The following is a 25,824-nucleotide window of genomic DNA, read 5'->3' on the forward strand; positions in this document are numbered from 1 at the left end:
TTTAATGGCAGTCAAGGTCCTGGTGGTGGACGATTCCGGCTTCTTCCGCCGCCGTGTCTCGGAGATCCTTTCTTCCGATCCGAATATTCAAGTGATCGGAACCGCCACCAACGGGCGCGAAGCCATCGACAAGGCCATCGAACTGAAGCCCGACGTCATCACGATGGATTACGAGATGCCGATGATGGACGGCATCACCGCCGTGCGGCAGATCATGCAGCGCTGCCCGACGCCGGTTTTGATGTTCTCCTCGCTTACCCATGAAGGCGCCCGGGTAACCCTCGACGCGCTGGATGCGGGCGCGGTGGATTTCCTGCCGAAGAATTTCGAAGATATTTCTCGTAACCCAGAGAAGGTCAAGCGACTGCTGTGCGAGAAGGTCAACACGATATCGCGCAGCAACCGCCGCTATAGCAGCACCGCGGCAGCCGTAGCGCCGGCAGTTCGTCCTGTGGTTACCCCTGCGGGATTGGCCCCGGCGGCGCCACGCACCGCAGCCCCCGCACAGGCGTCAGCGGCGCCTCGACGCAAGGCGTATCGACTGGTCGCCATCGGTACCTCGACGGGCGGCCCGGTAGCGCTTCAGCGTGTTCTGACTCAGCTGCCTGCCGGCTTTCCGGCTCCCATCGTGTTGATTCAGCATATGCCGGCGGCCTTCACCAAGGCGTTTGCCGAGCGTCTGGACAAGCTCTGCAAGATCCGCGTCAAGGAAGCCGAAGACGGCGACCTGCTGCGTCCTGGACTGGCACTGTTGGCGCCGGGCGGCAAGCAGATGATGGTCGACGGACGCGGTGCGGTGCGCATCCTGCCCGGCGATGAGCGTCTGCACTATCGGCCCTGCGTGGACGTGACCTTCGGTTCCGCCGCAAAGGCGTTCAACGACAAGGTATTGGCGGTCGTGCTGACCGGCATGGGCGCCGATGGCCGGGAAGGCGCGCGCATGCTCAAGCAGAGTGGCAGCCAGGTGTGGACGCAGGACGAAGCCAGTTGCGTCATTTATGGCATGCCGATGGCGGTGGCCAAGGCCAACCTCAGCGACGCCGTTTATGGCCTCGATGACATCGGTCGCCATCTGAGCGAGGCCTGTATCTGATGGATGTACTCAGCCTGATCGGGCTGGTCCTCGCGTTCGTCGCCATCGTCGGGGGTAATTTTCTCGAAGGCGGTCACGTCTCGGCGTTGCTCAACGGTCCCGCCGCCCTGATCGTGCTGGGCGGTACGCTCGGCGCTGTGCTGCTGCAGACGCCGATGGCCGTGTTCATGCGGGCCATGTCGATCGTTGGCTGGATATTCTTCCCGCCGCGTGTCGACATGGCCCGTGGCATTAGCCTGGTCACAGGCTGGAGCGCCACGGCGCGTAAAGAAGGGCTGCTGGGCCTCGAACCGATCGCCGAAACCGAGTCCGACCCCTATGCCCGCAAGGGCTTACAGCTGCTGGTCGATGGCGCGGAGCCGGAAGTGATTCGCAGCATCCTCGAAGTCGATCTGTACACCCAGGAAACCCGCGATCTCCGTGCGGCGAAAGTGTTCGAAAGCATGGGCGGTTATTCGCCCACGGTAGGGATCATCGGAGCCGTAATGGGCCTGATCCACGTGATGGGCAATCTCGCCGACCCCAGCCAGCTAGGGAGTGGCATAGCTGTTGCATTCGTTGCCACCATCTACGGCGTCGCCTTTGCCAACCTGCTGGTTTTGCCGATGGGTAACAAGCTCAAGAGCGTGGTGCAGAAACACACCGCCTACCGCGAAATGTTGCTCGAAGGCGTTCTGTCGATTGCCGAAGGGGAGAACCCCCGCTCGATAGAAATGAAGCTGCAAGGCTTCATGGATTAGGGGCCGTTGATGTTTCGTACGCGGCGCACGACGAAACATCAACAGGCCCTAACGCCTACGGCGTGCAATTTCGCCGCCGCAACACGAGAATGAACATGGTAAACGCTCCGATCACAGCCACTCATCGCCACTACGCTACCGTTCCGATGATGCGTGTGGCTGTGCCTGACCGTTCGTATTCTTTGCGAGCGGCCTGACCATGGCCCGACGCAGAGCACATGAGGAGCCGGAGAACCACGAACGCTGGCTGGTTTCCTACGCGGATTTCATCACGCTGCTGTTCGCTTTCTTCGTGGTGATGTATTCGATCTCCTCGCTCAACGAGGGCAAATACAAGATCCTCTCCGATTCGCTCGTAGGCGTGTTCAATCAGGTCGACCGGGCGGTCAAGCCGATTCCGATCGGCGAAGAGCGGCCCCGCACTACTGAACCCGACGTCTCGCAAATAGACGAACCGCACTCGTCACAAGAGCCGATCGATTCGCTACAGAGCATCATGCAGAGCATGCAAGAGGCCTTTGCCGATCTGATCGACGCGAAACAACTCACCGTGCGCGGTAACGAACTCTGGGTAGAGATCGAGCTGAACTCCAGCCTGCTGTTCCCCAGCGGCGATGCATTGCCCAACGATCATGCGTTCGAATTGCTGGAAAAGGTTGCCGGGATTCTGGCGCCCTTTGATAACCCGATACATGTAGAAGGTTTTACCGACAACCTGCCGATCAGCACGAACAAGTTTCCAACCAACTGGGAGCTTTCCGCAGCGCGTGCGGGTAGTGTGGTGCGGATGCTCGCGGCCGATGGCGTCGATCCGTCGCGTCTGGCCGCGGTGGGCTACGGTGAGTTCCAGCCTATAGCTGACAACGCGACAGCGGAGGGCCGCGCGCGTAATCGCCGGGTGATACTGGTCATTTCCCGCAATCTCGATGTGCGGCGCAGCGTCAGCGGGGTAGGGAGTGGTAATGCCCGCGTTGCCGGGGTGGTGCAGCACTCTGGCACACAATCTGCTTCCAGTGAGAATCGTTAGGTGCCGCTTGCGGTGTCGTCAATTCTCCGTCGTCGGTTATGCCGACACGGCCTTTCCCGGTCTGGTTCGATCCGGATGGAAAACGAGTTATGAGAGTCTGGGCTGTAGCCAATCAAAAAGGCGGAGTGGGTAAAACCACCACCTCCATCGCACTCGCCGGATTGCTGGCCGATTCCGGCAAGCGGGTCGTAGCGCTGGATCTCGATCCTCATGGCTCGATGACGAGCTATTTCGGTCATGATCCCGATAATCTCGAGCACAGCGTCTTCGATCTGTTCCAGCACCAGGGTGCCGTGCCGGAAGGGCTGCCGTGGCAGTTGCTATTGCCAACGAGTCACGAGCGGATTTCTCTGTTGCCGTCGAGCACGGTACTGGCAACCCTGGAGCGCCAGTCACCGGGCCAGAATGGTCTTGGTCTGGTCGTTGCCAAGAGCCTTTCGCAGCTGTGGCAGGATTTCGATTACGCCATCATCGACAGCCCGCCGCTGCTTGGTGTGCTGATGGTCAACGCGCTGGCGGCCAGTCAGCAGCTTGTCATTCCGGTGCAGACGGAATTCCTGGCCATGAAGGGCCTGGAACGGATGGTCAGCACGCTCGCGATGATCAATCGCTCGCGCCGGCAGGCGTTGCCCTACACCATCGTGCCGACCATGTTCGACAGGCGTACCCAGGCATCGATGAATACCCTGAAGGTGCTGCGCAATAACTATCAGGCTAATCTCTGGCAGGCATACATCCCGATCGACACGCGCCTGCGCGATGCCAGTCGCGCCGGTGTGACGCCTTCGCAGCATGACCCCAACAGTCGAGGAGTCATTGCCTACCGCGCGCTGCTCAAAACTCTGCTAGCCGCGCAGGCTTCTCCGCAGGTTGCTTGAAGACGACGTACGGCCCGATCACGGTTCAAGTTCGCCGTGGTCGTTGCCGATAGCCTATCCAGTTGGTTCGCACGAGTTGGTTTCATGAGCCGTACCCTTCTTAAAGAAAGCCGATCACAACAGACGCTGCAGTCCTATCTCGACGCACTGCTGCAGGATGCCGTCATGGAGTTGACCGAGTCGGTCAGCCCCGACGAATTCCAGGCTGCAGTGCTCGAAGAGCAGCAACGCGACGTCCAGCGGGTGGTTCCGCTGCGGCAGGTCGTGCCCGAGCCTGAGCCGATTCCCGTGCTTGCGCCTGTGGCAGCCAAGCCGGAAGCCTTGCTTGAGCTGCCGCCTGAAACGCCGGCTGAAAAGGCGCCGGTACTGGTCGAACCGATTGCGGATATCAAATTGCAGGCGCACCTGCCCGGTGGCCCGCCGGCACAGGGCGGGCAGCCGGAGTGGGGCGAGGAGCCCTTCGAATGCTTGCTGTTCGATGTGGCCGGCCTAACCTTAGCGGTGCCTTTGGTCAGCCTCGGTTCCATCTATCCGCTGGCCGGTCAGGATCTGACGCCGTTGTTTGGCCAGCCCGCTTGGTTTCTCGGCATTTTGCCAAGTCAGGCCGGCAATCTGAAGGTTCTCGACACGGCGCGCTGGGTCATGGCCGACCGCTATCGCGACGATTTTCGCGAAGGGCTTCAGTATGTGATTTCGGTGCAGGGATACGAATGGGGGCTGGCGGTGCATCAGGTCAGCCGCTCGATTCGCCTGGACCCGAGGGAGGTCAAATGGCGCTCGCAGCGCACTCAACGGCCATGGTTGGCCGGAACGGTGATTGATCATATGTGCGCGCTGGTGGATGTGGCCGCGCTTGCTGAACTGATCGCTAGCGGTGCGACCCGTCATCTTAAGGGCGTACCGTCGTAGACAAATTGAACAACCAGGGGCGCGCGTGCAACCCTGAGTAACCGATAGAATCGACCGCCACAGCGGTATATGAAGAGGTGGGACTATGAAGATGACTTCCGCACAGGGTTCCGATGATCCGGTTCTGCAGTGGGTAACCTTCCGTCTGGACAACGAGACCTATGGCATCAATGTCATGCAGGTTCAAGAGGTGTTGCGTTATACCGAGATTGCACCGGTGCCGGGCGCGCCGAGCTATGTGCTCGGCATCATCAACCTGCGGGGCAACGTGGTCACGGTGATCGATACGCGTCAGCGCTTCGGTCTCGACACGGCACCTGTTTCCGACAACACCCGCATCGTCATCATCGAGGCGGATCGCCAGGTGGTCGGGATTCTGGTCGACAGCGTGGCTGAGGTGGTCTATCTGCGCCAGTCGGAGATCGAAACCGCGCCCAACGTCGGCAACGACGAGTCGGCCAAGTTCATTCAGGGTGTCTGCAACAAGAACAACGAGCTGCTGATTCTGGTCGAGCTGGACAAGATGATGAGTGAAGAAGAATGGGCGGATCTTGAGAGCATCTGACACATGATGGCGTCGCTGGTCGCGGCAGTCGTCGTGCTTGCTCTATGCTGCCTGGCACTGCTGGGCTGCTGCATCTGGCTGTTCCGTCGCCAGCGGCAGCAAGCCCAGTTGCAAGCGCGTGAAGACGCCGCTCGCGACAAACGCATCAAGGAACTTGCCGCACGTCTGGATACCTACCTCGATGGCAGCGTGCGCATTGGCAAGAATCTGCACGAACTGTCACGGGTCGTTGCGCCGTTGCCGGAAAGGCTCACTCAGCTCGAACAGCGCGATCCGAACAACTTCACCTTTTCCCAGGCCGCCAAGCTGATTGGCATGGGTGCCAGCGACGATGATCTGACGCAGTCCTGCGGGCTGTCCCAGTCGGAAGCCGAACTGATGCGCAAGCTGTACCAGGCGCGACGCAAGCCGAACTAGGCGCTATCGGCGTTTTGTCGCTAGCCGCGTTGCTGCGCCAAAATTATCGTAGGGCCGAACTTGTTCGGCCTTCTCGAATCTGTTGCCGAGTAAATTCGGCCCCACTGACTTGAACGTTCCCAAAAGAGTTTCTCTCGTAGTTCAGCCGTTGGCCGAAACGGGAGAGGCCCTTGGTTCTGCCCCCCCCATCCGTCGTTGCGGTTGCGTGACGAATGTCCGCAGCATTGAACGATATGATCATTGCTTCCTCCAAATCAGGACAGGGCTCTGCCATGTCCGCTGCAGGCCCATGCCTAGAAGGGCGAGGAGGATGTGATGCTGCGCATTCTGATGCTGTGTCTGCTGGTCGCACCGACGTCGCTATGGGCGGCGGAAGCGCCGGTAGAGGTTGAAGGGGCGATGACCGTCAACGTGTTCCAGGCCAGGCAGCTGCATGAGCTGGGGGCGGTGTTCATCGACGTGCGTCCGACCCGTGAATGGGGCTGGGGACATGTCGAGGGCGCGGTGCATATGGATCTGGCTCGCGAATTTCTCGGGCTGGCGCATACCGATTGGCCTAGAACCGTGCCGCTGGTGGTCTATTGCGACAGCGAAGTCTGCCCGGCCAGCGCCGAGGCGGTTCGTCTCGCGGTCGCCTGGGGTTACGAGCAGGTGTTCTATTTCCGAGAAGGCTATTTCGCCTGGGTGCTGGCGGACTTCCCACAGGAGAAGAGCGGCTTCAGCGGCATCACGACGCTCAACGCTCAGGCCCATTGAGCAGCGGAACGTCTGGTGAATGCCGTTGCTCGGCAAAGCCGGGCGGGCATTTGCCCTTCAGGTACCAGGCGAACGCGATGATTTCGGCGATGGTGCGATAAAGCGCCTCGGGTATCGCATCGCCCAATTCCAGACGCGCCAGTAGTTTCACCAGCTCGGCATTTTCATAGATCGGTACTTCATGCTCACGGGCGATCGCCAGTATCGCTTCGGCCAGCTCATCGTCGCCCTTGGCCGAGAGCGTGGGCGTGTTGGCACCATCGTAGGTGAGCGCGATGGCCTGTCGCGGTGTGTGGGCAGTCATGCGGTTTCATCCACGAAGCGTTGATCGAGAGTGGTTCGCGGGCCTTGCGGTGGCGTTCCCTGGCGGCAGGCCAGTTCACTGACAGACAGCCCCGCTGTGACGAGACGCTGCCGCAGGTGATCCAGCTCCGCCGAGATCAGCGCGGCCGTACCGTTGCGTTCGGCCCATATCTGACTCGACAGGCTGCCCTGCAGCAACTGCGCCTGCACCTGTATCAGGCCCAGGGGCGCCACATCGAAGGCTAGTTCGACTTTCCAGAGGGTTTCCGGTTTCTCCTTGCGGTTTTGCGCGGGTTCGTCTTCACGCTGGAACTTCACCTGTAGCGGGACGATGTCGCGCTGATCCCGCATCGGAATTTCGACTTGCCAGGTGGTGACCTGAACGCCGTCCGGGTTGGTCTGGGTCTGAGCCAGACTGGACAGCTGATGGGTCTGAAGCCGCGATACCGCGGCCGCGGCGAGTTTCAGCAGCAACTCCAGGTCAGCTTCCTCGTCGGCGTTTGGCGCCAATCGGCTCGGCAATGGAAAGTTTTGCGCTTGCTGGCGTGCGTTGGGTTGTCCAAGGGCGCCCAGTGCATTGCGAGCGAAAGCCGGCAACGCCTGTCCGAACGCTCCCCCGGCCTGCATGGCCTGCGGAGCGCCGCCCGGTAGCCCCGGCAATTGGGCGATCAGGCGGAGCAAGGCGGCTTTCATGTCGGTCGGCAGGTCGTCCGCCTGGCCGCTCAATAAACTGGATTCGAGAAATACGCCGCTGCGCGCCAGCGCCTGCGCCAGCGTTTTTGCGTCGCTAAGTTGCTGCATGTCCGGAACCAGACCGAGTAAACGCTCGGCCGCGCCGCGCAATTGATCGGGCAATGCGGAGCTGGACGTGAGCGCGCCAAAAAGCCCTTCAATGGAACCTTGGCGGCTATGTTGCGCAGTCAACTGCTGGCCCAGCGCCAACTGATCGAGACGCCCACTCAGCGGCATGAACGACAAGGACTGGTCGCCCTGGACTCGGGCTGTTATCAAGCTCCCCGGCGCAAGGGGCATGGCCGATTCGACGTTCAGCTTCTGCCCGGCAAGAGGGGAGTTGAGCAGGCTGATCACGACCTTGAACAGGGTTTTGCCGTCCTGCTGTATCTGCTGACTAGCCGTCACCTTTCCCTGCACGACGGTGCCCAGCGGAAGTTGGTCGAGGTCGATAGTGCTCAGCGGCTGACGGTTGCCGGGTTGCAGCGCGGCAATCAGACGGGTGTCGGACAACGCTGTAACGAGCATGGCCGCTCCAGGCGCGGCCGCTCTGGCACTGCTGGTTTCGACGGTTGCTTGCCGGCCGTTCTCCAACGTCAGGCGCAGCGTTAGCTGAAAGCTTTGCAGCGCTTCCTTAATGCGGACGACCTCGGCCTCGGCACTTTCCCCCGCAACGAGCAGTCCCTGCATCGGTTGCAGCAGTTTCAACGCCATCTCGGCCGGCGAGGCCGTCGGGCGAGACGGGCCGGAGGCGGGGATCGCCGGGGTACTTTTGATCTCGGTCATTTTTACTTAAATGCTCTTACAACCTTTCGCCTTTGTGGCCTTCGGTGCCGGGGCTCGGCATGTATAATCCGGCCGCCCGACCTGCTCTCGCTGTAGCGGCCGGGCTTCTTCCATCTTGAGGGTAGCCCTAGCGTGTCCAGTCCCTTTCTAGAAACTGTGGCGCTTTCCTGCGAGCGGGACTGGCGTCTGCTGTTCGAGAGGTTAGACCTACGGATCGCCAAAGGGGAAATGTTGCAGATCGCCGGCCCCAACGGCAGTGGCAAGACCAGTCTGCTGCGGCTGCTGTCCGGGCTGATGCAGCCAACTGCGGGGAAGGTGCTACTCAACGGTCACGACCTCGAAAGCCAGCGCGGCGAACTGGCCCGCAACCTGTTATGGATTGGCCACGCGGCGGGTATCAAAGGACTTCTCAGCGCGGAGGAAAACCTGACCTGGTTATGCGCGCTGCACCAACCTGCGACCCGCGATGCGATCTGGCAAGCCCTTGATGCGGTCGGGCTGCGCGGCTTCGAAGACGTGCCCTGCCATACGCTTTCCGCTGGTCAGCAGCGCCGTGTCGGTCTGGCGCGGCTGTACTTGTCGCCGCCGCCCTTATGGATACTCGATGAACCCTTCACCGCGCTCGACAAGCATGGCGTGGCGCAGCTCGAGAAGCATCTGGCGACCCATTGTGAGCAGGGTGGCATGGTCGTGCTGACCACCCATCATTCGCTCGTCGTAAAACCTGCGAGTTTCCGGGAAATCGATCTAGGGCAGCGGGCCGCATGAGTAGTGTGTTCACCCTGCTATTGGCTCGCGAATCTCGACTGCTGTTTCGTCGGCCGGCTGAGCTGGCCAATCCCCTGGTGTTCTTCGCGATCGTCATCGCTTTGTTTCCCTTGGCCGTCGGCCCCGAGTCGCAATTGCTGCAAACGATCTCGCCCGGATTGATCTGGGTGGCGGCTCTATTAGCTGTGCTTCTCTCGCTGGACGGCCTGTTTCGCAGCGATTTCGAAGACGGTTCGCTCGAGCAGTGGGTCGTTTCGCCGCACCCTCTGGCTCTTCTTGTGCTCGCCAAGGTGCTGGCACACTGGCTGTTTTCCGGTCTGGCTCTGGTTCTGCTAGCACCTTTACTGGGACTCATGCTGGGCATGCCGGTCAGCGCGCTTCCGGTGCTGCTGGTCTCGCTTCTGTTAGGCACGCCGGTGCTCAGCCTGTTGGGCGCAGTCGGGGCGGCGTTGACTGTCGGCCTTAAGCGTGGAGGCTTGTTGTTGGCGCTACTCATTCTTCCGCTCTATATCCCCGTGCTGATTCTGGGCAGTGGGGCTCTGCAAGCGGCGTTGCAGGGACTGCCTGCGCTCGGTCACCTACTATGGCTTTCCAGCCTGACTGCACTGGCAGTCACGCTGACTCCCTTTGCAATAGCCGCTGGCCTGAAAATCAGCGTCGGTGAATGACGGGTTGCACGATGTATTTTTCCAGTATTGATGCGCGAATTGCCGATGCGAGACGACCGGCTTCGATGAGTTTACTGATTGCGAACAAATGGGTGCTGGCCTCTTTCGAGGCAGTATCGGCAGACGCCGTGGAAGTGAGGCGGGTTCTATGAACTGGACATGGTTCCACAAGCTGGGTTCGCCCAAATGGTTCTATGAAATCAGCAGCCGCTGGATGCCGTGGCTGGCCTGGGCGTCGCTGATTCTGATCAGCGTAGGAGTAGTCTGGGGCCTGGCGTTTGCGCCGCAGGACTACCAGCAGGGCAACAGCTTCCGGATCATCTATATCCACGTGCCAGCTGCATTTCTGGCCCAATCAATCTACGTGATGATGGCGGTGGCCGGTGTCGTTGGGCTGGTGTGGAAGATGAAGCTGACCGACGTCGCCTTGCAGCAGGCCGCGCCCATCGGTGCCTGGATGACGTTCATCGCGCTGCTGACCGGTGCGGTATGGGGCAAGCCGACCTGGGGCGCCTGGTGGGTATGGGACGCACGGCTGACCTCGATGCTGATTCTGCTGTTTCTGTACTTCGGCATCATCGCCCTGGGCCAGGCGATCACCAACCGCGACAGCGCGGCGAAGGCTTGTGCGGTGCTCGCTATCGTCGGGGTGGTCAATATCCCGATCATCAAATACTCGGTGGAGTGGTGGAACACCCTGCATCAGCCAGCGACCTTCACCGTGACGGAGAAGCCAGCCATGCCAATGGAAATGTGGCTGCCGCTGCTGGTCATGGTCTTGGGTTTCTACTGCTTCTTCACGCTGGTGCTGTTGATGCGCATGCGCCTGGAGGTGCTGCGCCGTGAGTCGCGAAGCAGCTGGGTCAAGGCCGAGGTGAGCGCGCTGGTGGGCAAGCCATGAACTTCTCGTCGTTTTCCGAATTCATCGCCATGGGGAATCATGGCCTGTATGTATGGACGTCGTACGGCATCAGCCTGACTGTCCTGATCCTGAACGTGGCGCTGCCAATGATGGCGCGCCGACGTTATCTGCAAGACGAGGCGCGCCGTTTGCGCCGGGAGGAGATGAAGTGAATCCTGTGCGCAAAAAGCGTCTGTTCATCGTGCTGGCCATTCTGGCCGGTGTGGGCATCGCGGTGGCGCTGGCGCTGACCGCTCTGCAAGAGAACATCAACCTCTTCTATACGCCAACGCAGATCGCCGCGGGCGAAGCCCCGGAAGGCACGCGGATTCGTGCTGGCGGTCTGGTCGAGGCCGGCTCGGTGACACGCAGCAGCGATTCGCTCACCGTCTCCTTCCGTGTTACCGATAACAACGAAACGGTCACCATCCAGTATCAAGGCATCCTTCCCGATCTGTTCCGTGAAGGGCAAGGCATCGTCGCCCTTGGGCGGGTCAATGCCGATGGCGTTCTGATTGCTGACGAGGTACTGGCCAAGCACGACGAAAACTACATGCCGCCGGAAGTCAGCCAGGCGCTGGAGAAGAGCGGGATGATGAAGCATTACGAAGGCGACAAGCAGGAGTATGCGAAATGATCCCTGAGCTCGGCCATCTGGCAATGATTCTGGCGCTGTGCCTGGCTGTCGTGCAGGGCACGCTTCCGCTTATCGGCGCCTGGCGGGGCGATCGTCAGTGGATGGGGCTGGCACAACCGGCGGCCTGGGGGCAGTTCAGTTTTCTGGCATTTTCCTTTGCCTGCCTCACCTACGCGTTCATGGTGGATGATTTCTCCGTCGCCTATGTCGCGCAGAACTCCAATAGCGCCTTACCCTGGTATTACAAATTCAGCGCCGTTTGGGGCGCTCATGAGGGCTCGCTACTGCTGTGGGCTTTCATCCTGGCAGGCTGGACCTTCGCGGTAGCGATCTTTTCACGGCAACTACCGGAGGACATGCTGGCCCGGGTACTCGGCATCATGGGGCTGATCAGCATCGGTTTCCTGCTGTTCCTGATCGTTACTTCCAATCCATTCGAGCGCCTGCTGCCGCAAGCTCCGATGGATGGCCGTGATCTCAATCCGCTGCTTCAGGACTTCGGCCTCATCGTCCACCCGCCGATGCTCTACATGGGCTACGTCGGTTTCTCGGTGGCCTTTGCGTTCGCCATTGCCGCGCTGCTCGGTGGCCGGCTGGATGCCGCCTGGGCGCGCTGGTCGCGTCCCTGGACCCTGATCGCCTGGGCCTTTCTGGGCGCCGGCATCGCGCTGGGTTCTTGGTGGGCCTATTACGAATTGGGCTGGGGCGGCTGGTGGTTCTGGGATCCGGTGGAAAACGCATCCTTCATGCCCTGGCTGGTAGGGACCGCATTGATCCATTCGCTGGCCGTGACGGAAAAGCGTGGCGTCTTCAAAAGCTGGACGGTGCTGCTCGCGATTGCCGCTTTCTCGCTCAGCCTGCTGGGCACGTTCCTAGTCCGCTCTGGCGTACTAACTTCGGTTCATGCCTTCGCCACCGATCCGGAGCGTGGCGTTTTCATTCTTGCGTTTCTGCTGTTGGTCGTAGGCGGCTCGCTGACTCTCTTCGCCCTGCGTGCACCAGTGGTGAAGAGCCAGGTCGGCTTCGGCCTGTGGTCGCGTGAGACGCTACTGCTGGTCAATAACCTGCTGCTGGTGGTCGCCACGGCCATGATTCTGCTGGGAACGCTGTATCCGCTGCTGCTCGATGCGCTGTCGGACACCAAACTCTCGGTCGGGCCGCCCTATTTCAACGCGATGTTCCTGCCGCTGGTCGGCGCACTGATGCTCGCGCTTGGCGTGGGCGTGCTGGTGCGCTGGAAGGACACCCCGGTGAAGTGGCTGATGAGCATGCTGACACCGGTACTGATCACCAGCGCCGTGCTTGGCGGCTTGGGCTCGATGCTGTTCGGGGACTTCCATTGGGCGGTGCTGGCGGTCTGTCTGCTGGCCGCTTGGGTGGTTACCGCCGGGGTACGCGACATTCTCGACAAGACCCGCCATAAGGGTCTGCTGAAGGGCGTGCGGAGCCTGGCGCCCAGCTACTGGGGCATGCAGCTAGCGCACCTCGGGCTGGCGGTCTGCGCAATAGGGGTGGTGCTCACGAGCCAGCAGAGCGACGAGCGCGACCTGCGTCTCGCACCCGGCGAATCGCTGGAGCTGGGCGGTTACAGCTTTGTCTTCGAAGGTGCCGAGCATTTCGAAGGCCCCAACTACACGTCCGACAAGGGCACCATTCGCGTCTTCGATGGCGACAAGCAGGTCGCGACCCTGCATCCCGAGAAGCGGCTCTACACCGTGCAGCAGATGCCGATGACCGAGGCGGGCATCGATGCAGGTTTCACTCGTGATCTCTATGTGGCTCTTGGCGAGCCTCTGGAAAACGGCGCCTGGGCGGTGCGGGTGCACATCAAGCCGTTCGTTCGCTGGATCTGGCTGGGCGCTTTGATGATGTCCCTGGGTGGTGTGCTCTCGGTCACTGACAAGCGTTACCGAGTGAAAGTCAGAACGCGTGTCCGCGAGACGCTCGGTTTGGCCCAGCAAGGAGCCTGAGATGAGAAGATTACTGATGTTGCTGCCGCTGGCGATCTTTCTGGTGGTAGCGGGATTCCTCTACAAGGGGCTTTACCTCGATCCCAAAGATATTGGCTCGACCATGATCGGAAAGCCGCTGCCGTCGTTTTCCCTGCCATCGCTCGAAGAGCCGCAGCGGCTGGTCAGCGCTGAAGATATCAAGGGCAAACCGGCGCTGGTCAACGTCTGGGCAACCTGGTGTCCGACCTGCAAGGCTGAACACGAGATGCTCAACAAGCTGGCGGCGCAGGGTGTCCTGGTGTACGGAATCAACTACAAGGACAACGGTGATGCGGCTCGCGACTGGCTGCAGATGTTCGGTAATCCGTACGGCTTCAACGTCGAGGACCCAGAGGGGAGCCTGGGCTTCGATCTGGGCGTCTATGGCGCTCCGGAAACCTTTGTCGTCGACAAGCGGGGCATCATTCGCGACAAGCTCGTAGGCGCCATTGACGAACGCATCTGGACCGAAAGGCTCGGGCCGCTCTATCAGGCACTGGTGAACGAGCAATGATCCGCTTCCTCGCTACCGCTTTGCTGGGCCTTCTGCTCAGCCTCGCTGCCCATGGCGCAATCGATACCTATGAATTCAAGAGCGAGGCCGACCGGGAGCGATACCGTACGCTGATCGAGGAGCTGCGCTGCCCCAAGTGCCAGAACCAGAACATCGCCGACTCCAACGCGCCCATAGCTATGGATCTGCGCCGGGAGATCTACCGCATGCTGGATGAAGGGCAGAGCAACGAACAGATCGTCGACTACCTCGTCGCTCGTTATGGCGACTTCGTGCGCTACAAGCCGCCTGTCAATGCCAAGACACTCGTGCTCTGGTACGGCCCGATCGCTTTACTGGCGCTGGGGTTCGTCGTGCTGGCAATCATTCTGATACGCCGCCGCCGAGGCGCAGCCAGCCAGGCGTCGAATACACTTTCCGAGGCCGAACGCACGCGCCTCGCCACGTTGCTGGATAAAAAAGAACCATGATCGATTTCTGGATAGGTGCGGGCCTGCTATTGCTGGCCGCCCTGGCGTTCCTGCTGCTCCCGGTATTACGGGGGCGTCGCTTACAGGCAGAAGAGGACCGAACGGCGCTAAACGTCGCGCTCTACCAGGAGCGGCTCGGTGAGCTGACCGCACAGCAAACGGCCGGAACCCTTACGTTGGAGCAGTATGAGATGGGCCGCGCCGATGCGGCGCGGGAACTACTCGACGACACCGAGGGTAGTGATGCACATCGCAGCAGCAACCTGGGCAGGGCCGTTCCGCTGATTGTGGCCATCCTGGTGCCCTTATTTGGCTATGGCCTGTATATGCAATGGGGTGCGAGCGACAAGCTGCAACTGACGCGGGAGTTCGCGGTGCAGCCTGGAAGTATCGAAGAGATGACCGCGAGGCTGGAACGCGCGGTCAAGGCACAGCCCGAGTCCTCCGAGGCGTGGTATTTCCTAGCCAGAACCTACATGAGCCAGGAGCGTCCGGCCGATGCGGCGGCGGCTTATGAGCAGGTCGTCAATCTGGCCGGACGCCAGCCTGAACTGCTGGGACAGTGGGCGCAGGCGCTCTATTTCGCAGAAAATCGTCAGTGGACGCCGCGCATGCAGCAGCTCACCGATGAGGCCTTGCAGGCAGACCCTCATGAGGTCACCAGCCTTGGCCTGCTCGGCATCGCCGCTTATGAAAACGAGCGGTTCGATGAAGCAATAGGCTTCTGGGAACGACTGGTGGCAACCTTGCCTGCCGAGGACCCCTCGCGCGAGGCCATCCAGGGTGGCATCGCCCGAGCGCAAGAGCAACTGGGCGAGACGGCCTCCGGCAGTGTGGCGAAACCCACTGGCGAGCCGGTTGCAGCTACCGGCGTAGCCCTGAGGGTCGATGTGCAGCTGGGCGCGGCACTTGCAGGCGAAGTCCAGCCCACTGATACGGTATTCGTCTTTGCTCGTGCGGTTTCCGGCCCGCCGATGCCGCTGGCGGTGAAGCGCCTGACGGTGGCCGATCTACCGGCTACCGTCAGTTTGTCCGACGCCGATGCAATGACTCCGCAGCTTCGCTTGTCCAACTTCGAGCAGGTCAGGTTGTTCGCTCGCATCTCCCGGGATGGAGACGCGACTCGGGGCGAATGGCAAGGCAGCAGTGAACCGTTGACGTTGCACAACGAAGACGCGATTGAACTGACTATCGATCAACCGGAAGCGCCTTGACGTAGAGGCGCTCGAGAGGGCAGGGCTAATGGTGAGGGGTTCGGTTTCGGCAGGTTTTTCTATCCTGCCTCGAATGGGCGCTGTAACGATGCTGGCGCTGCTGCTAGGCGCTTGTGCTGGTAATCCGTATCAGGCTTCGGAACCAGCACCGGCACCGACTCCGCCGGCGTCCGAGCCTCGCGGGCCGGTCATAAACCCACCCCCCGTACGTACGCCACCTGCACCGCGTCCACCCGCCACGCAAAAAAGCCATCCTCGTTACGCACCGCCGCCTCATGCCCCTGCGCATTGGGACAATCGCCTGGGTGTCTATGTCGTGGAGGGGCGGAACATGTTCTATCGCGAGCGGCTTTACTACCGTTGGGATGGTGACTGGTATTGCGCCGGTCGTCCCGATGGCCCTTGGGAGCCGGTCGCGCCCCCCAGCGTCCCTACAGGATTACGCAGCCTGCATTGATCGTTTTTAACCGGTCGTGCTAAAGGTCGATCGAAAACTGCCGATACAGGCTTGAGTCGCAGTAGACTCCCGAGCGGCCTTGCAGGCTCGCCCTTGTAACCAGTTCATCCGGAGCGGATCCATGAGTGCAGCAGTCAAACGTCTTGAGGAAACCGGCAACGCCTTGCGCGATGCGATGGTGCAGCAGGACTGGACCGCCATCAGCGTCCTGGATCTGCAATGCCGGCAGGTCGTTGAAGCTGCGATGATTGAAGCCCGCGAGAATGAGGCTGCGATTCGTCAGCGTCTGGAAGAGCTGGTGAGCCTCTATCGTGAACTGGTCACGACTTGTCAGTCCGAGCAGCGTCGCGTCGCTGATGAGCTCATTCAGCTCAATCAATCCAAACACGGTGCAAACGTCTACAAGCTGTTTGGCTGATTTCGCGCGCTTGGATCTACAAGCCGTTAGGGTGATGCCTTGCTGTATTCGCAGGCCCAGGTCCGCGTACCGCCGAATGCTCCTGCCGACCAAGTCTCGCATTGCCGCTGAGGCAGCAAATCCCTTCCGTTGTGCCAGATCTGGCGCACAGGATCGATAGGTATTAGCCGATCCTGTGCGCGCTCCATTCCTTCCGTTCCCCACGAAAAATACGACGTTTTTCCTGCTCTTTGTCGTTGAGCTACGTCATAAATTTGACTCCGGGCGTTTTTTTTAATTAACTACCTCCCATCTGCCGAGACGTAGTCGTTTCTGCCGGAGACGAGCGCAGGCCTCCTATCAGCCTCTAGAGCTATAAACAAGATGTGGCGTGAAACCAAGATTTTGTTGATAGACGACGACAAGGATCGTCGCCGGGATTTGGCGGTCATTCTCAGCTTTTTGAGTGAAGACCATATCGCTTGCGCTAGCAGCGAATGGAAAGCCGCCGTCGATGCGCTGGAATCGAGCCGCGCCGTGCTGGGCGTCCTGCTGGGTGCGGTGTCGGCCAAGGGCGGCGCGGTCGAACTGCTCAAACAGATCAGCAAGTGGGACGAGAACCTTCCGCTCATACTGATTGGCGAGCCCGCCCCGGCGGATTGGCCTGATGAGATCCGTCGTCGGGTGCTGACCAGCCTTGAAATGCCGCCGAGCTACAACAAATTGCTCGATTCGCTTCATAGGGCTCAGGTCTATCGGGAAATGTATGACCAGGCGAAGGCGCGCGGACGACAGCGCGAGCCCAACCTGTTTCGCAGCCTGGTAGGCACCAGCCGCGCGGTGCAGCATGTCCGGCAGATGATGCAGCAGGTCGCCGATACCGAAGCGAGCGTATTGATCCTCGGTGAGTCGGGAACTGGCAAAGAGGTCGTTGCACGCAACCTGCATTACCATTCCAAGCGCCGCGGCGGGCCTTTCGTGCCCGTCAACTGTGGAGCGATTCCAGCTGAACTGCTGGAAAGCGAGCTGTTCGGCCATGAAAAAGGCGCGTTTACGGGGGCGATCACCTCCCGTGCCGGTCGTTTTGAACTCGCTGAAGGCGGAACTCTGTTCCTCGACGAGATTGGTGACATGCCGTTGCCAATGCAGGTCAAGCTGTTGCGGGTTCTGCAGGAGCGCACCTTCGAGCGTGTGGGCAGCAATCGCACCCAGAATGCCGACGTACGCATCATCGCAGCGACCCACAAGGATCTGGAGAAGATGATCGTGGACGGCAGTTTCCGTGAGGATCTGTATTACCGTCTCAATGTGTTCCCCATCGAAATGGCACCTCTGCGCGAGCGTATCGAGGACATTCCGTTGCTGATGAACGAGCTCATCTCGCGTATGGAGCACGAGAAGCGCGGCTCCATCCGTTTCAATTCGGCGGCCATCATGTCGCTTTGTCGTCATGACTGGCCTGGCAACGTGCGAGAGCTGGCGAACCTGGTCGAGCGTATGGCAATCATGCATCCGTACGGCGTGATCGGCGTTATGGAGTTGCCGAAGAAGTTCCGCCATGTGGATGATGACGACGAGCAATACGTGGTCGACTTGCAAGACGAAATAGAGGCACGCGCGACTATCAACACCCCCCTTGTCGCAGCCGGGACGCAGGCCATGTTGCCCATCGAGGGTCTCGATCTAAAGGAGTACCTGGGCAATCTCGAGCAGGGCCTCATCCAGCAGGCCCTTGAGGACGCTGGCGGCGTCGTGGCACGTGCCGCTGAGCGCTTGCGTATCAGACGGACGACGCTGGTCGAGAAGATGCGCAAGTACGGTATGAATCGACGCGAAGACGATCTCGACGAGTAAACCTGTTTACACCGCCGCCGTTCTGGCGGCGTAACGCCTGCCTTTCTCCGCCTTCTGGGCATGATCCTTGCTGCTAGTCATTTCACCGACCATCTTTTTGACGGATACGCGTGCCAGTGACCTCAGCATTCTCTTCATCGGCTCCCCGACGACCGGCCGAAACGACCGCGAGCGAAGAGCTTGAGCAATCGCTCGAGTTGTTTACCCGCATGTCCGGCCGGTTGGGCGAATCCCAGCAGCTGCTGCAGATGCGCGTAGCCGAGTTGAAGGATCAGCTGGCTGAAACCAGCGCGCAGCGCCGACGTGAATTCGACGAGAAGGAGCGTTTGGCCAACCGGCTGCAGAGTCTGCTGGATCTATTGCCCGGCGGCGTCATCGTGATCGATGCGCAGGGCGTGGTTCGAGAAGCCAATCCAGTTGCCCAGGAGCTTCTCGGCGAGCCGCTGGAAGGTGCGCTCTGGCGCGAAGTGATCGCCCGCAGCTTCGCCCCACGCAGGGACGATGGTCATGAAATTTCATTGAAGGATGGGCGTCGCGTGTCCATCGCCACGCGCTCGTTGAACGGCGAGCCAGGCCAGCTGGTATTGCTGACCGATCTGACCGAGACGCGGCGGTTGCAGGAGCAATTGGCGCGCCATGAGCGTTTGTCTGCGCTGGGGCGGATGGTGGCATCGCTTGCTCATCAGATTCGCACACCGCTTTCCACGGCGCTGCTTTATGCAAGCCATCTGGAGCAGGGTGGGCTGACTGTCGAGCATCAGCAGCGCTTTGCCGGACGTCTGAAGGACCGGCTGCACGAGCTGGAGCATCAAGTTCGCGACATGCTGGTTTTCGCTCGGGGCGATCTGCCGCTGGAGGACCGCCTGACCCCAGCCGAGTTGCTCGCATCGCTGCGTGCGGCGGCCGAGGCGCGAGTGGGCGATATCGCCATACGTTGGCAATGCGATGCGCACTTAGGTGCGCTGCTGTGCAACCGCGACACGCTGGTCGGTGCATTGCTCAATCTGATCGAGAATGCGCTTCAGGCTACCGGCAACGACCGCCGGCTAAAGGTGCATCTCTACGCTCGGGCTTCAGCGCTGCGCATCAGTATCAGCGACAACGGTTCGGGCCTCGACGCCACGACTCTGGCACTCCTCGGCGAGCCCTTCTTCACCACGAAGGCGACCGGGACCGGGTTGGGACTGGCGGTGGTCAAATCAGTAGCGCGGGCGCATTCCGGTTCGCTCGAGCTGCGCTCGCGGCCGGGTCGAGGTACCTGCGCCACCTTGCAACTGCCGCTGCTTGCAGTGCTATCACCGGCAATTTCGGAGTGAGGCCCATGGCTGCGAAGATTCTATTGGTCGAAGACGACCGCGCATTGCGTGAGGCGCTGGGCGATACCCTCGAACTCGGCGGCTATGCCTACCGCGCGGTCGAGAGCGCCGAAGCCGCGTTGCAGGTACTAGAGCAAGAAAGTTTTGGCTTGGTCGTCAGCGATGTGAACATGCCCGGTATGGACGGTCACGCATTGCAGGCTCTGATTCGTCAGCGATACCCCCAGGTGCCGGTCTTGCTGATGACAGCATACGGAGCCGTCGAACGCGCAGTCGAGGCGATGCGTCAGGGGGCTGTTGACTATCTGGTCAAACCATTTGAGCCGAGGATGTTGCTTGGGCTGGTTGCTCGGCACGCGTGCGGCCAGCTGGGCACGTTCGACCAACAGGGGCCCGTCGCCGTCGAACCGGCGAGCCGGCAGCTGCTGGCACTGGCCGCCCGTGTCGCTCAGAGCGACTCGACGGTGCTGATTTCCGGTGAATCCGGAACTGGCAAAGAGGTGTTGGCCCGCTACATCCATCAGCAATCGGCACGTGCGAACAAGCCCTTCATCGCGATCAACTGCGCGGCGATACCGGACAACATGCTCGAGGCGACGCTGTTCGGCCACGAGAAGGGCGCCTTCACCGGTGCCATCGCAACTCAGCCGGGAAAATTCGAGCAGGCCGACGGCGGCACGCTGCTGCTCGATGAGATTTCCGAAATGCCGCTGGGGCTTCAGGCCAAGTTGCTGCGCGTGTTGCAGGAGCGCGAGGTCGAGCGTGTCGGTGGTCGCAAGCCAATTGTCCTAGACATTCGTATCGTCGCCACCACCAATCGTGAGCTGGCTGACGAGGTGCGCGGCGGGCGTTTCCGTGAAGACCTGTTCTATCGCCTTTCCGTGTTTCCGCTCGCTTGGCCCGCGCTACGCGAGCGACCTGGGGACATCGTACCGCTTGCCGAGCGATTGCTTGCCCAGCACGCCGTGAAGATGCGCCAAGCAAACGTCCGCCTCACGGCCGAGGCGCGTCAAAATCTGCTCAGTCATCCTTGGCCCGGCAATGTTCGTGAGCTGGACAACGCCATTCAACGCGCCTTGATCCTACAGCAGGGCGGTCTGATTCGGCCGGAAGACCTGTGCCTGACTGCCGTGGCCGGATCTGCCTCGCGAGCGCCGATCACGGCATTTGATGCCGTTCCGTCGATGCCGGCAGCCGTAGCGCCGCAAGTGCCGACCGAGGCGGCTGGCGCGCTGGGAGAAGATCTGCGTCGTCGCGAGTTCGAGCTGATCATCGATACCTTGCGCGCCGAGCGTGGCCGCCGCAAGGAGACGGCTGACCGTCTGGGCATCAGCGCGCGGACACTGCGCTACAAACTTGCCCAGATGCGTGACGCCGGCATGGACCTGGATGCCGCCTTGTATGCCAGCTGAAAACCCTTGAACGTTCGGTGCGGTTGGCTCTGATAAGCTCGACCGTCGATGCTCATGAGGGTTTGGATATGAATGAAGGGTTCTGGCAGCGGCGCTGGGCGCGCAACGAGATCGGCTTTCATTTGAACGAGGTCAATCCTTATCTGCGCCGTCACTGGCCGGGTATGCAATTGGCTGAAGGTGCCCGCGTGCTAGTGCCGTTGTGCGGTAAGAGTCTCGATATGCCTTGGTTGGTCGCGCAGGGTTTTGCAGTGCTCGGCGTCGAGCTGAGCGAACGTGCCGTGGAAGATTTTTTTGCCGAACAAGGCCTGGCCGCTGAAGTCAGCACCCGTGGTGAGTTCAAGGTGTATCGTGCCGGCGCGCTGGAAATCCGCTGTGGCGATTTCTTTGCCCTGAGCAGTAGCGATGTTGCTGATTGCGACGGGCTCTATGACCGTGCTGCGCTGATCGCATTGCCGGCGGCCATGCGCCAGCGCTATGTCGAACATCTGGCGAGCATTCTTGCGCCGAGCTGCCAGGGTTTGCTGATCACCCTGGATTACGAGCAGGAGCAGATGTCCGGTCCGCCTTTCGCGGTGAGTGACGCCGAAGTCCGGCGCTCCCTGGGCGCGCGTTGGGACATCGAGCTGCTGGAGCGGGCGAACGTGCTGGATGGCAATTGGAAGTTTCTTCAGCGCGGTTTGTCGCGTCTGGAGGAGAACTGTTATCGACTCGGTGCGCGGCGGTAGGGTGTTTGCAAGGCCTGCATAGCGGAGATGCCACGTTGCAGGCTCGCGATCAGCTCATGATTTCCTTCGCATCACTGATTGCTTTGCAGCTGGCGAATGAACACGTCGGCCTCATCTATTGCCCGCTGCATGTCGGCCAGTAACTGATCGACGTTCCCCTCCAGCGTGCGGTATTCCCCCTGCAGTGCACCGATGGCACGGGCGTTGAGGTTGTGCTTGAGAAACAGCACCTGATCGCGCAGCACGTCGAGCACGGGGTCGATGCGCTTTTCTGCCGCCTTCATGCGTTGCAGCAGCACCCGATAGTCTTTCTGGGTGCGCTCCAGGTCCTTGGCGCTGGCAGCCTTCAGGCTCGCATTGTTGTACTCACCGAGTTCTTGTTTCCACTCCTTGAACAGTGCATTGGCGACGTCCTCGACCGCCTCGATCCTGTTTCGCACATCGCGCGCGCTGCTCTCGCTGGCTTCGAATTCACTATTGAGCGCCTCGTAGCGCTCTTCCAGCTCGCCACCTTGAACCTGCACCACGCTGCGATAGCGCTCCAGGGCGTCCTTGAATTGTTCCTTGGCCTGTTGCTGGGAATCACGGGCATCTTCAACGCGGTCCACCAGGATGTCGCGCTTGTGCAACCCGACCTTTTCCATTGCCGAGTAATAGGCGCTCTGGCAGCCGGCCAAAGCGAGCAGAATGAAGCTGAGTAGCATGAAGTGGCGCATGAGGAATGTCCTTGTTCAGTTAATGCGCTTGCTTCGACAGGCATGCCGCCGCTACGTGCAAGATCGGGACGAAAAAAGGTGGCCAGTACCTTTGACGCATGAGCCGCGGCAATGCTTGTGATGCTGTAGAAAGCCGGGCCTCGGGGTGATGTTTGGCTTTGATGTTGACAGGGAATCTGCTTTCGCCGCGGGGCGCGCCTCCTACGATAAGCGGATCGGCGTGGGCGGCAGCATTGTGCTTTTGATTTTGGGAGGCCCGCCTCGGGGCGAAGCGTTGACGTTTCGCGGTTCGAGGGCGGCCTAACACCCGCCCTTGTCCCGCCGCGCCCGGTTAGCCGCGCTGACGCAGGGCTTCGATACGATCTTCCAGCGATGGGTGAGTCATCAGCAGTCCGGCGAGGCCGTTACGCAGAGCACCGTTGATGCTGAAGGCCTTGAGGCTGTCTGGCATGTCTACCGGCACGCCCTGTTCCGCACGCAGACGCTGCAGGGCGCCGATCATGGCGGAAGTGCCGGCCAGCTGTGCGCCGGCCTCGTCGGCGCGGAACTCACGTTTGCGCGAGAACCACATGACGATGATGCTGGCGAGGATGCCCAGTACCAGTTCGGCGAAGATGGTGGCGACGAAGTAGCCGATACCGTGGCCGTCTTCGTTCTTGAGAATCGCCTTGTCGACGAAGTTACCGAAGATCCGCGCGAAGAACATGACGAAGGTGTTCACCACGCCCTGAATCAACGCGAGTGTGACCATGTCGCCGTTGGCCACGTGTCCGATCTCATGTGCCAGTACCGCCTTCACCTCGTCGGGCGAGAAGCGCTCCAGCAATCCCTGGCTGACCGCTACCAGCGCGTCGTTCTTGTTCCAGCCGGTGGCGAAGGCGTTGGCTTCGTACGCGGGGAAAATACCCACTTCAGGCATTTTGATGCCGGCGTCGCGGGAAAGCTGTTCGACGGTTTGCAGCAACCATTGTTCATGGCGGGTGCGAGGCTGGCTGATGATCTCGGTGCGGGTACTCATCTTCGCCATCCACTTGGAAATGAACAGCGAAATAAGTGCTCCAGCGAAGCCGAATACCGCACAGAAAGCCAGCAGGCTGCCGTAGTTCTGACCCGTATAGCGATCTACCCCGAGTAGCTTCAGGGTGACGCTGGCAACGACCAGTACAGCCAGGTTGGTGGCCAGAAACAAGAAAATGCGCATCATGTTGCGGCAAACTCCAAGGGGAACAATAAGGAACGATAGGCTATATAAGGTGCCGGTCGGCGCTATTCAACCGAGCGACTATTTCAAGCTATGTCGCCTATGGTGCGGGTGCGCTCAGGGTCAGCTGGAGAGTGAACAGCCGACGGGTCAGGCGCGCCAGTCGTTCGCCATGACCGTCGCGTAGTGCCAGGCGCAGTTGGTGAGCCAGGCTCGTGTGCACCCGGTGCACGCTCGGAGGTAGCGTTTCGCTCGCCTGCGCGACGTCGGGAACGGCACTGGTCAAGCGCAGGAAGGCCTTTTCGGTAAGCACCGCCTGGTCGATAGCCAGGAACTGAATGTTGCTTTCGAAGCGTAAATAGCCTTCCTCGGCCAACCACAGCAGTGCTGCGAGGCAGCTTTGGTGTCGCTTGCTGGGCAGGCCGAATTCGTCGGGCTCTTCATGGCCGATCAGGTCTTCCACGTACAGCGTGATCTTGCGCGGAAAGGCTTGGTAAAGCATCAATAGCCCGGCCGCGGCATCTCGCTGGAAGTCGTCGATCTGCAGATCCATGCAGCTACTGGCTGTAGGTCTTTAGGAAACTACCGATGCGACCGATCGCCTGTTCCAGATCATCGACCCGCGGTAGCGTGACCACGCGGAAATGATCCGGCCAAGGCCAGTTGAAGGCGGTGCCCTGAACGATCAGCAGCTTCTCGGACAACAGCAGGTCGAGTACGAACTTCTCATCATTGTGGATCGGGCAGATCTTCGGATCGATGCGGGGGAAGGCATAGAGCGCACCCATCGGTTTTACGCAGCTAACGCCGGGGATGTCGTTGAGCAATTCCCAGGTGCGGTTGCGCTGCTCGAGCAGCCGGCCCGGCGGCAGCACCAGGTCGTTGATGCTCTGATACCCGCCCAGGGCCGTCTGGATGGCGTGCTGTGAAGGCACGTTGGCGCACAGGCGCATGTTGGCGAGGATGTCGATGCCCTCGATGTAGCTCTGCGCCTTGTGCTTGGGCCCCGTGATCACGACCCAGCCGGAGCGGAAACCAGCGATCCGGTAGGACTTGGACAGTCCATTGAAGGTCAGGCAAAGCACGTCCGGCGCCAGCGATGCCGTGCAAATATGCACAGCATCGTCATAGAGAATCTTGTCGTAGATTTCATCGGAGAACAGCACCAGCTTGTGCTGACGCGCCAGTTCAACCATGCCTTCCAGCACTTCCTTCGGATAGACCGCGCCGGTCGGGTTGTTCGGGTTGATCAGCACCAGTGCTTTGGTGTTCGGCGTGATCTTGGCCTTGATATCCGCCAGATCCGGCCACCAGTTGGCCTGCTCGTCGCAGAGGTAGTGCACCGGTTTGCCGCCCGCCAAGCTCACGGCGGCCGTCCACAATGGATAATCCGGAGCCGGAATCAGTACCTCGTCACCGTTGTTGAGCAGTGCCTGCATGGACATCACGATCAGCTCGGATACGCCGTTACCGAGGTAAATGTCTTCGATGGTCACGCCTTCTACCTGCTTCTGCTGGTAGTACTGCATGATGGCCTTGCGTGCGCTGAACAGACCTTTGGAATCACTGTAACCTTGCGCGGTGGGCAGGTTGCGGATCACGTCCTGAAGGATTTCTTCGGGGGCTTCGAAACCGAACGGCGCCGGATTGCCGATGTTCAGCTTGAGGATGCGATGACCTTCCTCTTCCAGTCGTTTGGCGTGCTTGAGCACCGGCCCGCGGATGTCATAGCAGACATTGGCGAGCTTGTTCGATTTGCTGACCTGCATGATCCTGAGTGTCCCGAAGTGAAGACGTGCCCGGCTCTCGATGGCTGGCGACGTTTGGCATGAACCCGGGCGCCTTGGCAGCCTGAAACCCCGCTGCCAGACTAGGCGTCTAAGAGCAACGCATCATACGTGCGGCCCGATCACCGGAAAAGGTACAGATCCGCCTTTTTTGAAATCACGAGGTGTACCGATGGACAAGCTTGAAAAACCGCTTGAAACCTGGCGTGAAGAGCTCTCCGACGAGCAATTTCAGGTCTGCCGGCTCGGTGCGACTGAGCGCCCCTTTACCGGTAAGTACAACGACACCAAAACCCCCGGCATCTATCATTGCGCCTGTTGCGATGCGCCGCTGTTCGACTCGGACGCCAAGTTCTCTTCTGGCTGCGGCTGGCCGAGCTATTTCCAGCCGGTCAGCGATACGGCCATCACCAGCCTCGACGATTTCAGCCACGGTATGCATCGTATCGAGGTCAAGTGCGCTCGCTGCGATGCTCATCTGGGGCATGTATTTCCTGACGGACCGGCGCCGACCGGCATGCGTTATTGCATCAATTCCGCTTCGCTCGATCACAAGCCGCGCGACGCCTGACGGCCTTCGCAATGCC

The 25,824-nt window shown here is 60.6% G+C and carries 30 protein-coding genes; 24 read left to right on the top strand and 6 right to left on the bottom strand.

Annotated features, from left to right (window positions below):
• Positions 1-4: 4 nt before the first annotated feature.
• From NA647_RS02485 to NA647_RS02520, 8 genes are all read left to right on the top strand, one after another.
• Complete coding sequence (locus NA647_RS02485; RefSeq protein ID WP_256056243.1) at positions 5-1,093, top strand: protein-glutamate methylesterase/protein-glutamine glutaminase; 1,089 nt, start codon at positions 5-7, stop codon at positions 1,091-1,093.
• A complete protein-coding gene (locus NA647_RS02490; RefSeq protein ID WP_256047126.1) occupies positions 1,093-1,833 on the top strand; it encodes a flagellar motor protein in 741 nt (246 codons plus the stop codon). Before NA647_RS02485 ends, NA647_RS02490 begins: the two co-directional genes overlap by 1 nt.
• Positions 1,834-2,032: 199 nt before the next feature.
• On the top strand, positions 2,033-2,860 hold the full coding sequence (motD, locus tag NA647_RS02495; protein WP_256056244.1) for a flagellar motor protein MotD: 828 nt from the start codon (positions 2,033-2,035) through the stop codon (positions 2,858-2,860).
• 89 nt (positions 2,861-2,949) lie between these two features.
• On the top strand, positions 2,950-3,738 hold the full coding sequence (locus tag NA647_RS02500; RefSeq protein WP_131650115.1) for a ParA family protein: 789 nt from the start codon (positions 2,950-2,952) through the stop codon (positions 3,736-3,738).
• An 84-nt stretch (positions 3,739-3,822) separates the two neighbouring features.
• Positions 3,823-4,647, top strand: a complete 825-nt coding sequence (locus tag NA647_RS02505) for a CheW domain-containing protein (RefSeq protein WP_256056245.1) — start codon at positions 3,823-3,825, stop codon at positions 4,645-4,647.
• An 85-nt stretch (positions 4,648-4,732) separates the two neighbouring features.
• Positions 4,733-5,212, top strand: a complete 480-nt coding sequence (locus NA647_RS02510) for a chemotaxis protein CheW (protein ID WP_181100870.1) — start codon at positions 4,733-4,735, stop codon at positions 5,210-5,212.
• Between the two features lie 3 nt (positions 5,213-5,215).
• Positions 5,216-5,629 (top strand): DUF2802 domain-containing protein, encoded by a 414-nt coding sequence (locus tag NA647_RS02515; protein WP_256056246.1) that lies wholly within the window; start codon positions 5,216-5,218, stop codon positions 5,627-5,629.
• A 315-nt stretch (positions 5,630-5,944) separates the two neighbouring features.
• Positions 5,945-6,385 carry a rhodanese-like domain-containing protein gene (locus NA647_RS02520; protein WP_256056247.1) on the top strand — a complete coding sequence of 147 codons (441 nt, stop codon included), beginning with the start codon at positions 5,945-5,947 and terminating at the stop codon, positions 6,383-6,385.
• On the opposite strand, the gene NA647_RS02525 is transcribed toward NA647_RS02520, so the two are convergent.
• Together NA647_RS02525 and NA647_RS02530 are read right to left on the bottom strand one after the other, a co-directional pair.
• Positions 6,366-6,689, bottom strand: coding sequence for an EscU/YscU/HrcU family type III secretion system export apparatus switch protein (locus NA647_RS02525; RefSeq protein WP_256047120.1), 324 nt, complete (start codon positions 6,687-6,689; stop codon positions 6,366-6,368). The genes NA647_RS02520 and NA647_RS02525 overlap by 20 nt on opposite strands.
• The gene (locus tag NA647_RS02530) at positions 6,686-8,206 is read right to left on the bottom strand and encodes a flagellar hook-length control protein FliK (RefSeq protein WP_256056248.1); all 1,521 of its coding nucleotides are present in this window, start codon (positions 8,204-8,206) and stop codon (positions 6,686-6,688) included. Before NA647_RS02530 ends, NA647_RS02525 begins: the two co-directional genes overlap by 4 nt.
• A 132-nt stretch (positions 8,207-8,338) precedes the next feature.
• On the opposite strand from NA647_RS02530, the gene ccmA reads away from it, so the two are divergent.
• From ccmA to NA647_RS02605, 15 genes are all read left to right on the top strand, one after another.
• A complete protein-coding gene (gene ccmA / locus NA647_RS02535; RefSeq protein WP_256056249.1) occupies positions 8,339-8,974 on the top strand; it encodes a cytochrome c biogenesis heme-transporting ATPase CcmA in 636 nt (211 codons plus the stop codon).
• Positions 8,971-9,642 (top strand): heme exporter protein CcmB, encoded by a 672-nt coding sequence (gene ccmB / locus NA647_RS02540; protein ID WP_256056250.1) that lies wholly within the window; start codon positions 8,971-8,973, stop codon positions 9,640-9,642. The genes ccmA and ccmB overlap by 4 nt, the downstream gene beginning before the upstream one ends.
• Positions 9,643-9,790: 148 nt before the next feature.
• Positions 9,791-10,543 carry a heme ABC transporter permease gene (locus NA647_RS02545; RefSeq protein WP_256056251.1) on the top strand — a complete coding sequence of 251 codons (753 nt, stop codon included), beginning with the start codon at positions 9,791-9,793 and terminating at the stop codon, positions 10,541-10,543.
• Positions 10,540-10,716, top strand: a complete 177-nt coding sequence (ccmD, locus tag NA647_RS02550; RefSeq protein WP_256047114.1) for a heme exporter protein CcmD — start codon at positions 10,540-10,542, stop codon at positions 10,714-10,716. The genes NA647_RS02545 and ccmD overlap by 4 nt, the downstream gene beginning before the upstream one ends.
• Positions 10,713-11,180, top strand: coding sequence for a cytochrome c maturation protein CcmE (gene ccmE, locus NA647_RS02555; RefSeq protein ID WP_131650126.1), 468 nt, complete (start codon positions 10,713-10,715; stop codon positions 11,178-11,180). Before ccmD ends, ccmE begins: the two co-directional genes overlap by 4 nt.
• The gene (locus NA647_RS02560; protein ID WP_256056252.1) at positions 11,177-13,150 is read left to right on the top strand and encodes a heme lyase CcmF/NrfE family subunit; all 1,974 of its coding nucleotides are present in this window, start codon (positions 11,177-11,179) and stop codon (positions 13,148-13,150) included. Before ccmE ends, NA647_RS02560 begins: the two co-directional genes overlap by 4 nt.
• 1 nt (position 13,151) lies before the next feature.
• Positions 13,152-13,685, top strand: coding sequence for a DsbE family thiol:disulfide interchange protein (locus NA647_RS02565; protein WP_256056254.1), 534 nt, complete (start codon positions 13,152-13,154; stop codon positions 13,683-13,685).
• A complete protein-coding gene (locus NA647_RS02570) occupies positions 13,682-14,155 on the top strand; it encodes a cytochrome c-type biogenesis protein (RefSeq protein WP_256047110.1) in 474 nt (157 codons plus the stop codon). Before NA647_RS02565 ends, NA647_RS02570 begins: the two co-directional genes overlap by 4 nt.
• Complete coding sequence (ccmI, locus tag NA647_RS02575) at positions 14,152-15,369, top strand: c-type cytochrome biogenesis protein CcmI (RefSeq protein ID WP_256056255.1); 1,218 nt, start codon at positions 14,152-14,154, stop codon at positions 15,367-15,369. The genes NA647_RS02570 and ccmI overlap by 4 nt, the downstream gene beginning before the upstream one ends.
• 73 nt (positions 15,370-15,442) lie before the next feature.
• Positions 15,443-15,826 carry a hypothetical protein gene (locus NA647_RS02580; RefSeq protein ID WP_256056256.1) on the top strand — a complete coding sequence of 128 codons (384 nt, stop codon included), beginning with the start codon at positions 15,443-15,445 and terminating at the stop codon, positions 15,824-15,826.
• A gap of 121 nt (positions 15,827-15,947) precedes the next feature.
• Positions 15,948-16,244 carry a flagellar protein FliT gene (locus NA647_RS02585; RefSeq protein WP_256056257.1) on the top strand — a complete coding sequence of 99 codons (297 nt, stop codon included), beginning with the start codon at positions 15,948-15,950 and terminating at the stop codon, positions 16,242-16,244.
• A gap of 363 nt (positions 16,245-16,607) precedes the next feature.
• Positions 16,608-18,077 (top strand): sigma-54 dependent transcriptional regulator, encoded by a 1,470-nt coding sequence (locus NA647_RS02590; protein ID WP_256056258.1) that lies wholly within the window; start codon positions 16,608-16,610, stop codon positions 18,075-18,077.
• A gap of 116 nt (positions 18,078-18,193) precedes the next feature.
• Positions 18,194-19,393 (top strand): sensor histidine kinase, encoded by a 1,200-nt coding sequence (locus NA647_RS02595; RefSeq protein ID WP_423836453.1) that lies wholly within the window; start codon positions 18,194-18,196, stop codon positions 19,391-19,393.
• Positions 19,394-19,398: 5 nt separating this feature from the next.
• A complete protein-coding gene (locus NA647_RS02600; protein ID WP_256056260.1) occupies positions 19,399-20,805 on the top strand; it encodes a sigma-54-dependent transcriptional regulator in 1,407 nt (468 codons plus the stop codon).
• 68 nt (positions 20,806-20,873) lie between these two features.
• Complete coding sequence (locus tag NA647_RS02605; protein WP_256056261.1) at positions 20,874-21,533, top strand: thiopurine S-methyltransferase; 660 nt, start codon at positions 20,874-20,876, stop codon at positions 21,531-21,533.
• Between the two features lie 71 nt (positions 21,534-21,604).
• Here NA647_RS02605 and NA647_RS02610 read toward each other — a convergent pair whose 3' ends face one another.
• From NA647_RS02610 to NA647_RS02625, 4 genes are all read right to left on the bottom strand, one after another.
• Positions 21,605-22,249, bottom strand: coding sequence for a DUF2959 domain-containing protein (locus tag NA647_RS02610; protein WP_256056262.1), 645 nt, complete (start codon positions 22,247-22,249; stop codon positions 21,605-21,607).
• Between the two features lie 331 nt (positions 22,250-22,580).
• Positions 22,581-23,453: a protease HtpX gene (gene htpX / locus NA647_RS02615; RefSeq protein ID WP_131650137.1), complete on the bottom strand. Its 873-nt coding sequence runs from the start codon at positions 23,451-23,453 to the stop codon at positions 22,581-22,583.
• Positions 23,454-23,550: 97 nt separating this feature from the next.
• Entirely contained in the window at positions 23,551-24,003 is a 453-nt protein-coding gene (locus tag NA647_RS02620) for a hypothetical protein (protein WP_256056263.1), read from the bottom strand.
• Positions 24,004-24,007: 4 nt separating this feature from the next.
• Positions 24,008-25,219, bottom strand: a complete 1,212-nt coding sequence (locus NA647_RS02625; protein ID WP_256056264.1) for a pyridoxal phosphate-dependent aminotransferase — start codon at positions 25,217-25,219, stop codon at positions 24,008-24,010.
• A 190-nt stretch (positions 25,220-25,409) separates the two neighbouring features.
• Here NA647_RS02625 and msrB point away from each other — a divergent pair, with 190 nt between their 5' ends.
• A complete protein-coding gene (gene msrB / locus NA647_RS02630; protein WP_256056265.1) occupies positions 25,410-25,808 on the top strand; it encodes a peptide-methionine (R)-S-oxide reductase MsrB in 399 nt (132 codons plus the stop codon).
• Positions 25,809-25,824: the final 16 nt, after the last annotated feature.

Origin of the sequence: Stutzerimonas stutzeri, from assembly GCF_024448985.1 — a bacterium.
GTDB classification, from domain to species: Bacteria; Pseudomonadota; Gammaproteobacteria; order Pseudomonadales; family Pseudomonadaceae; genus Stutzerimonas; species Stutzerimonas stutzeri_AP.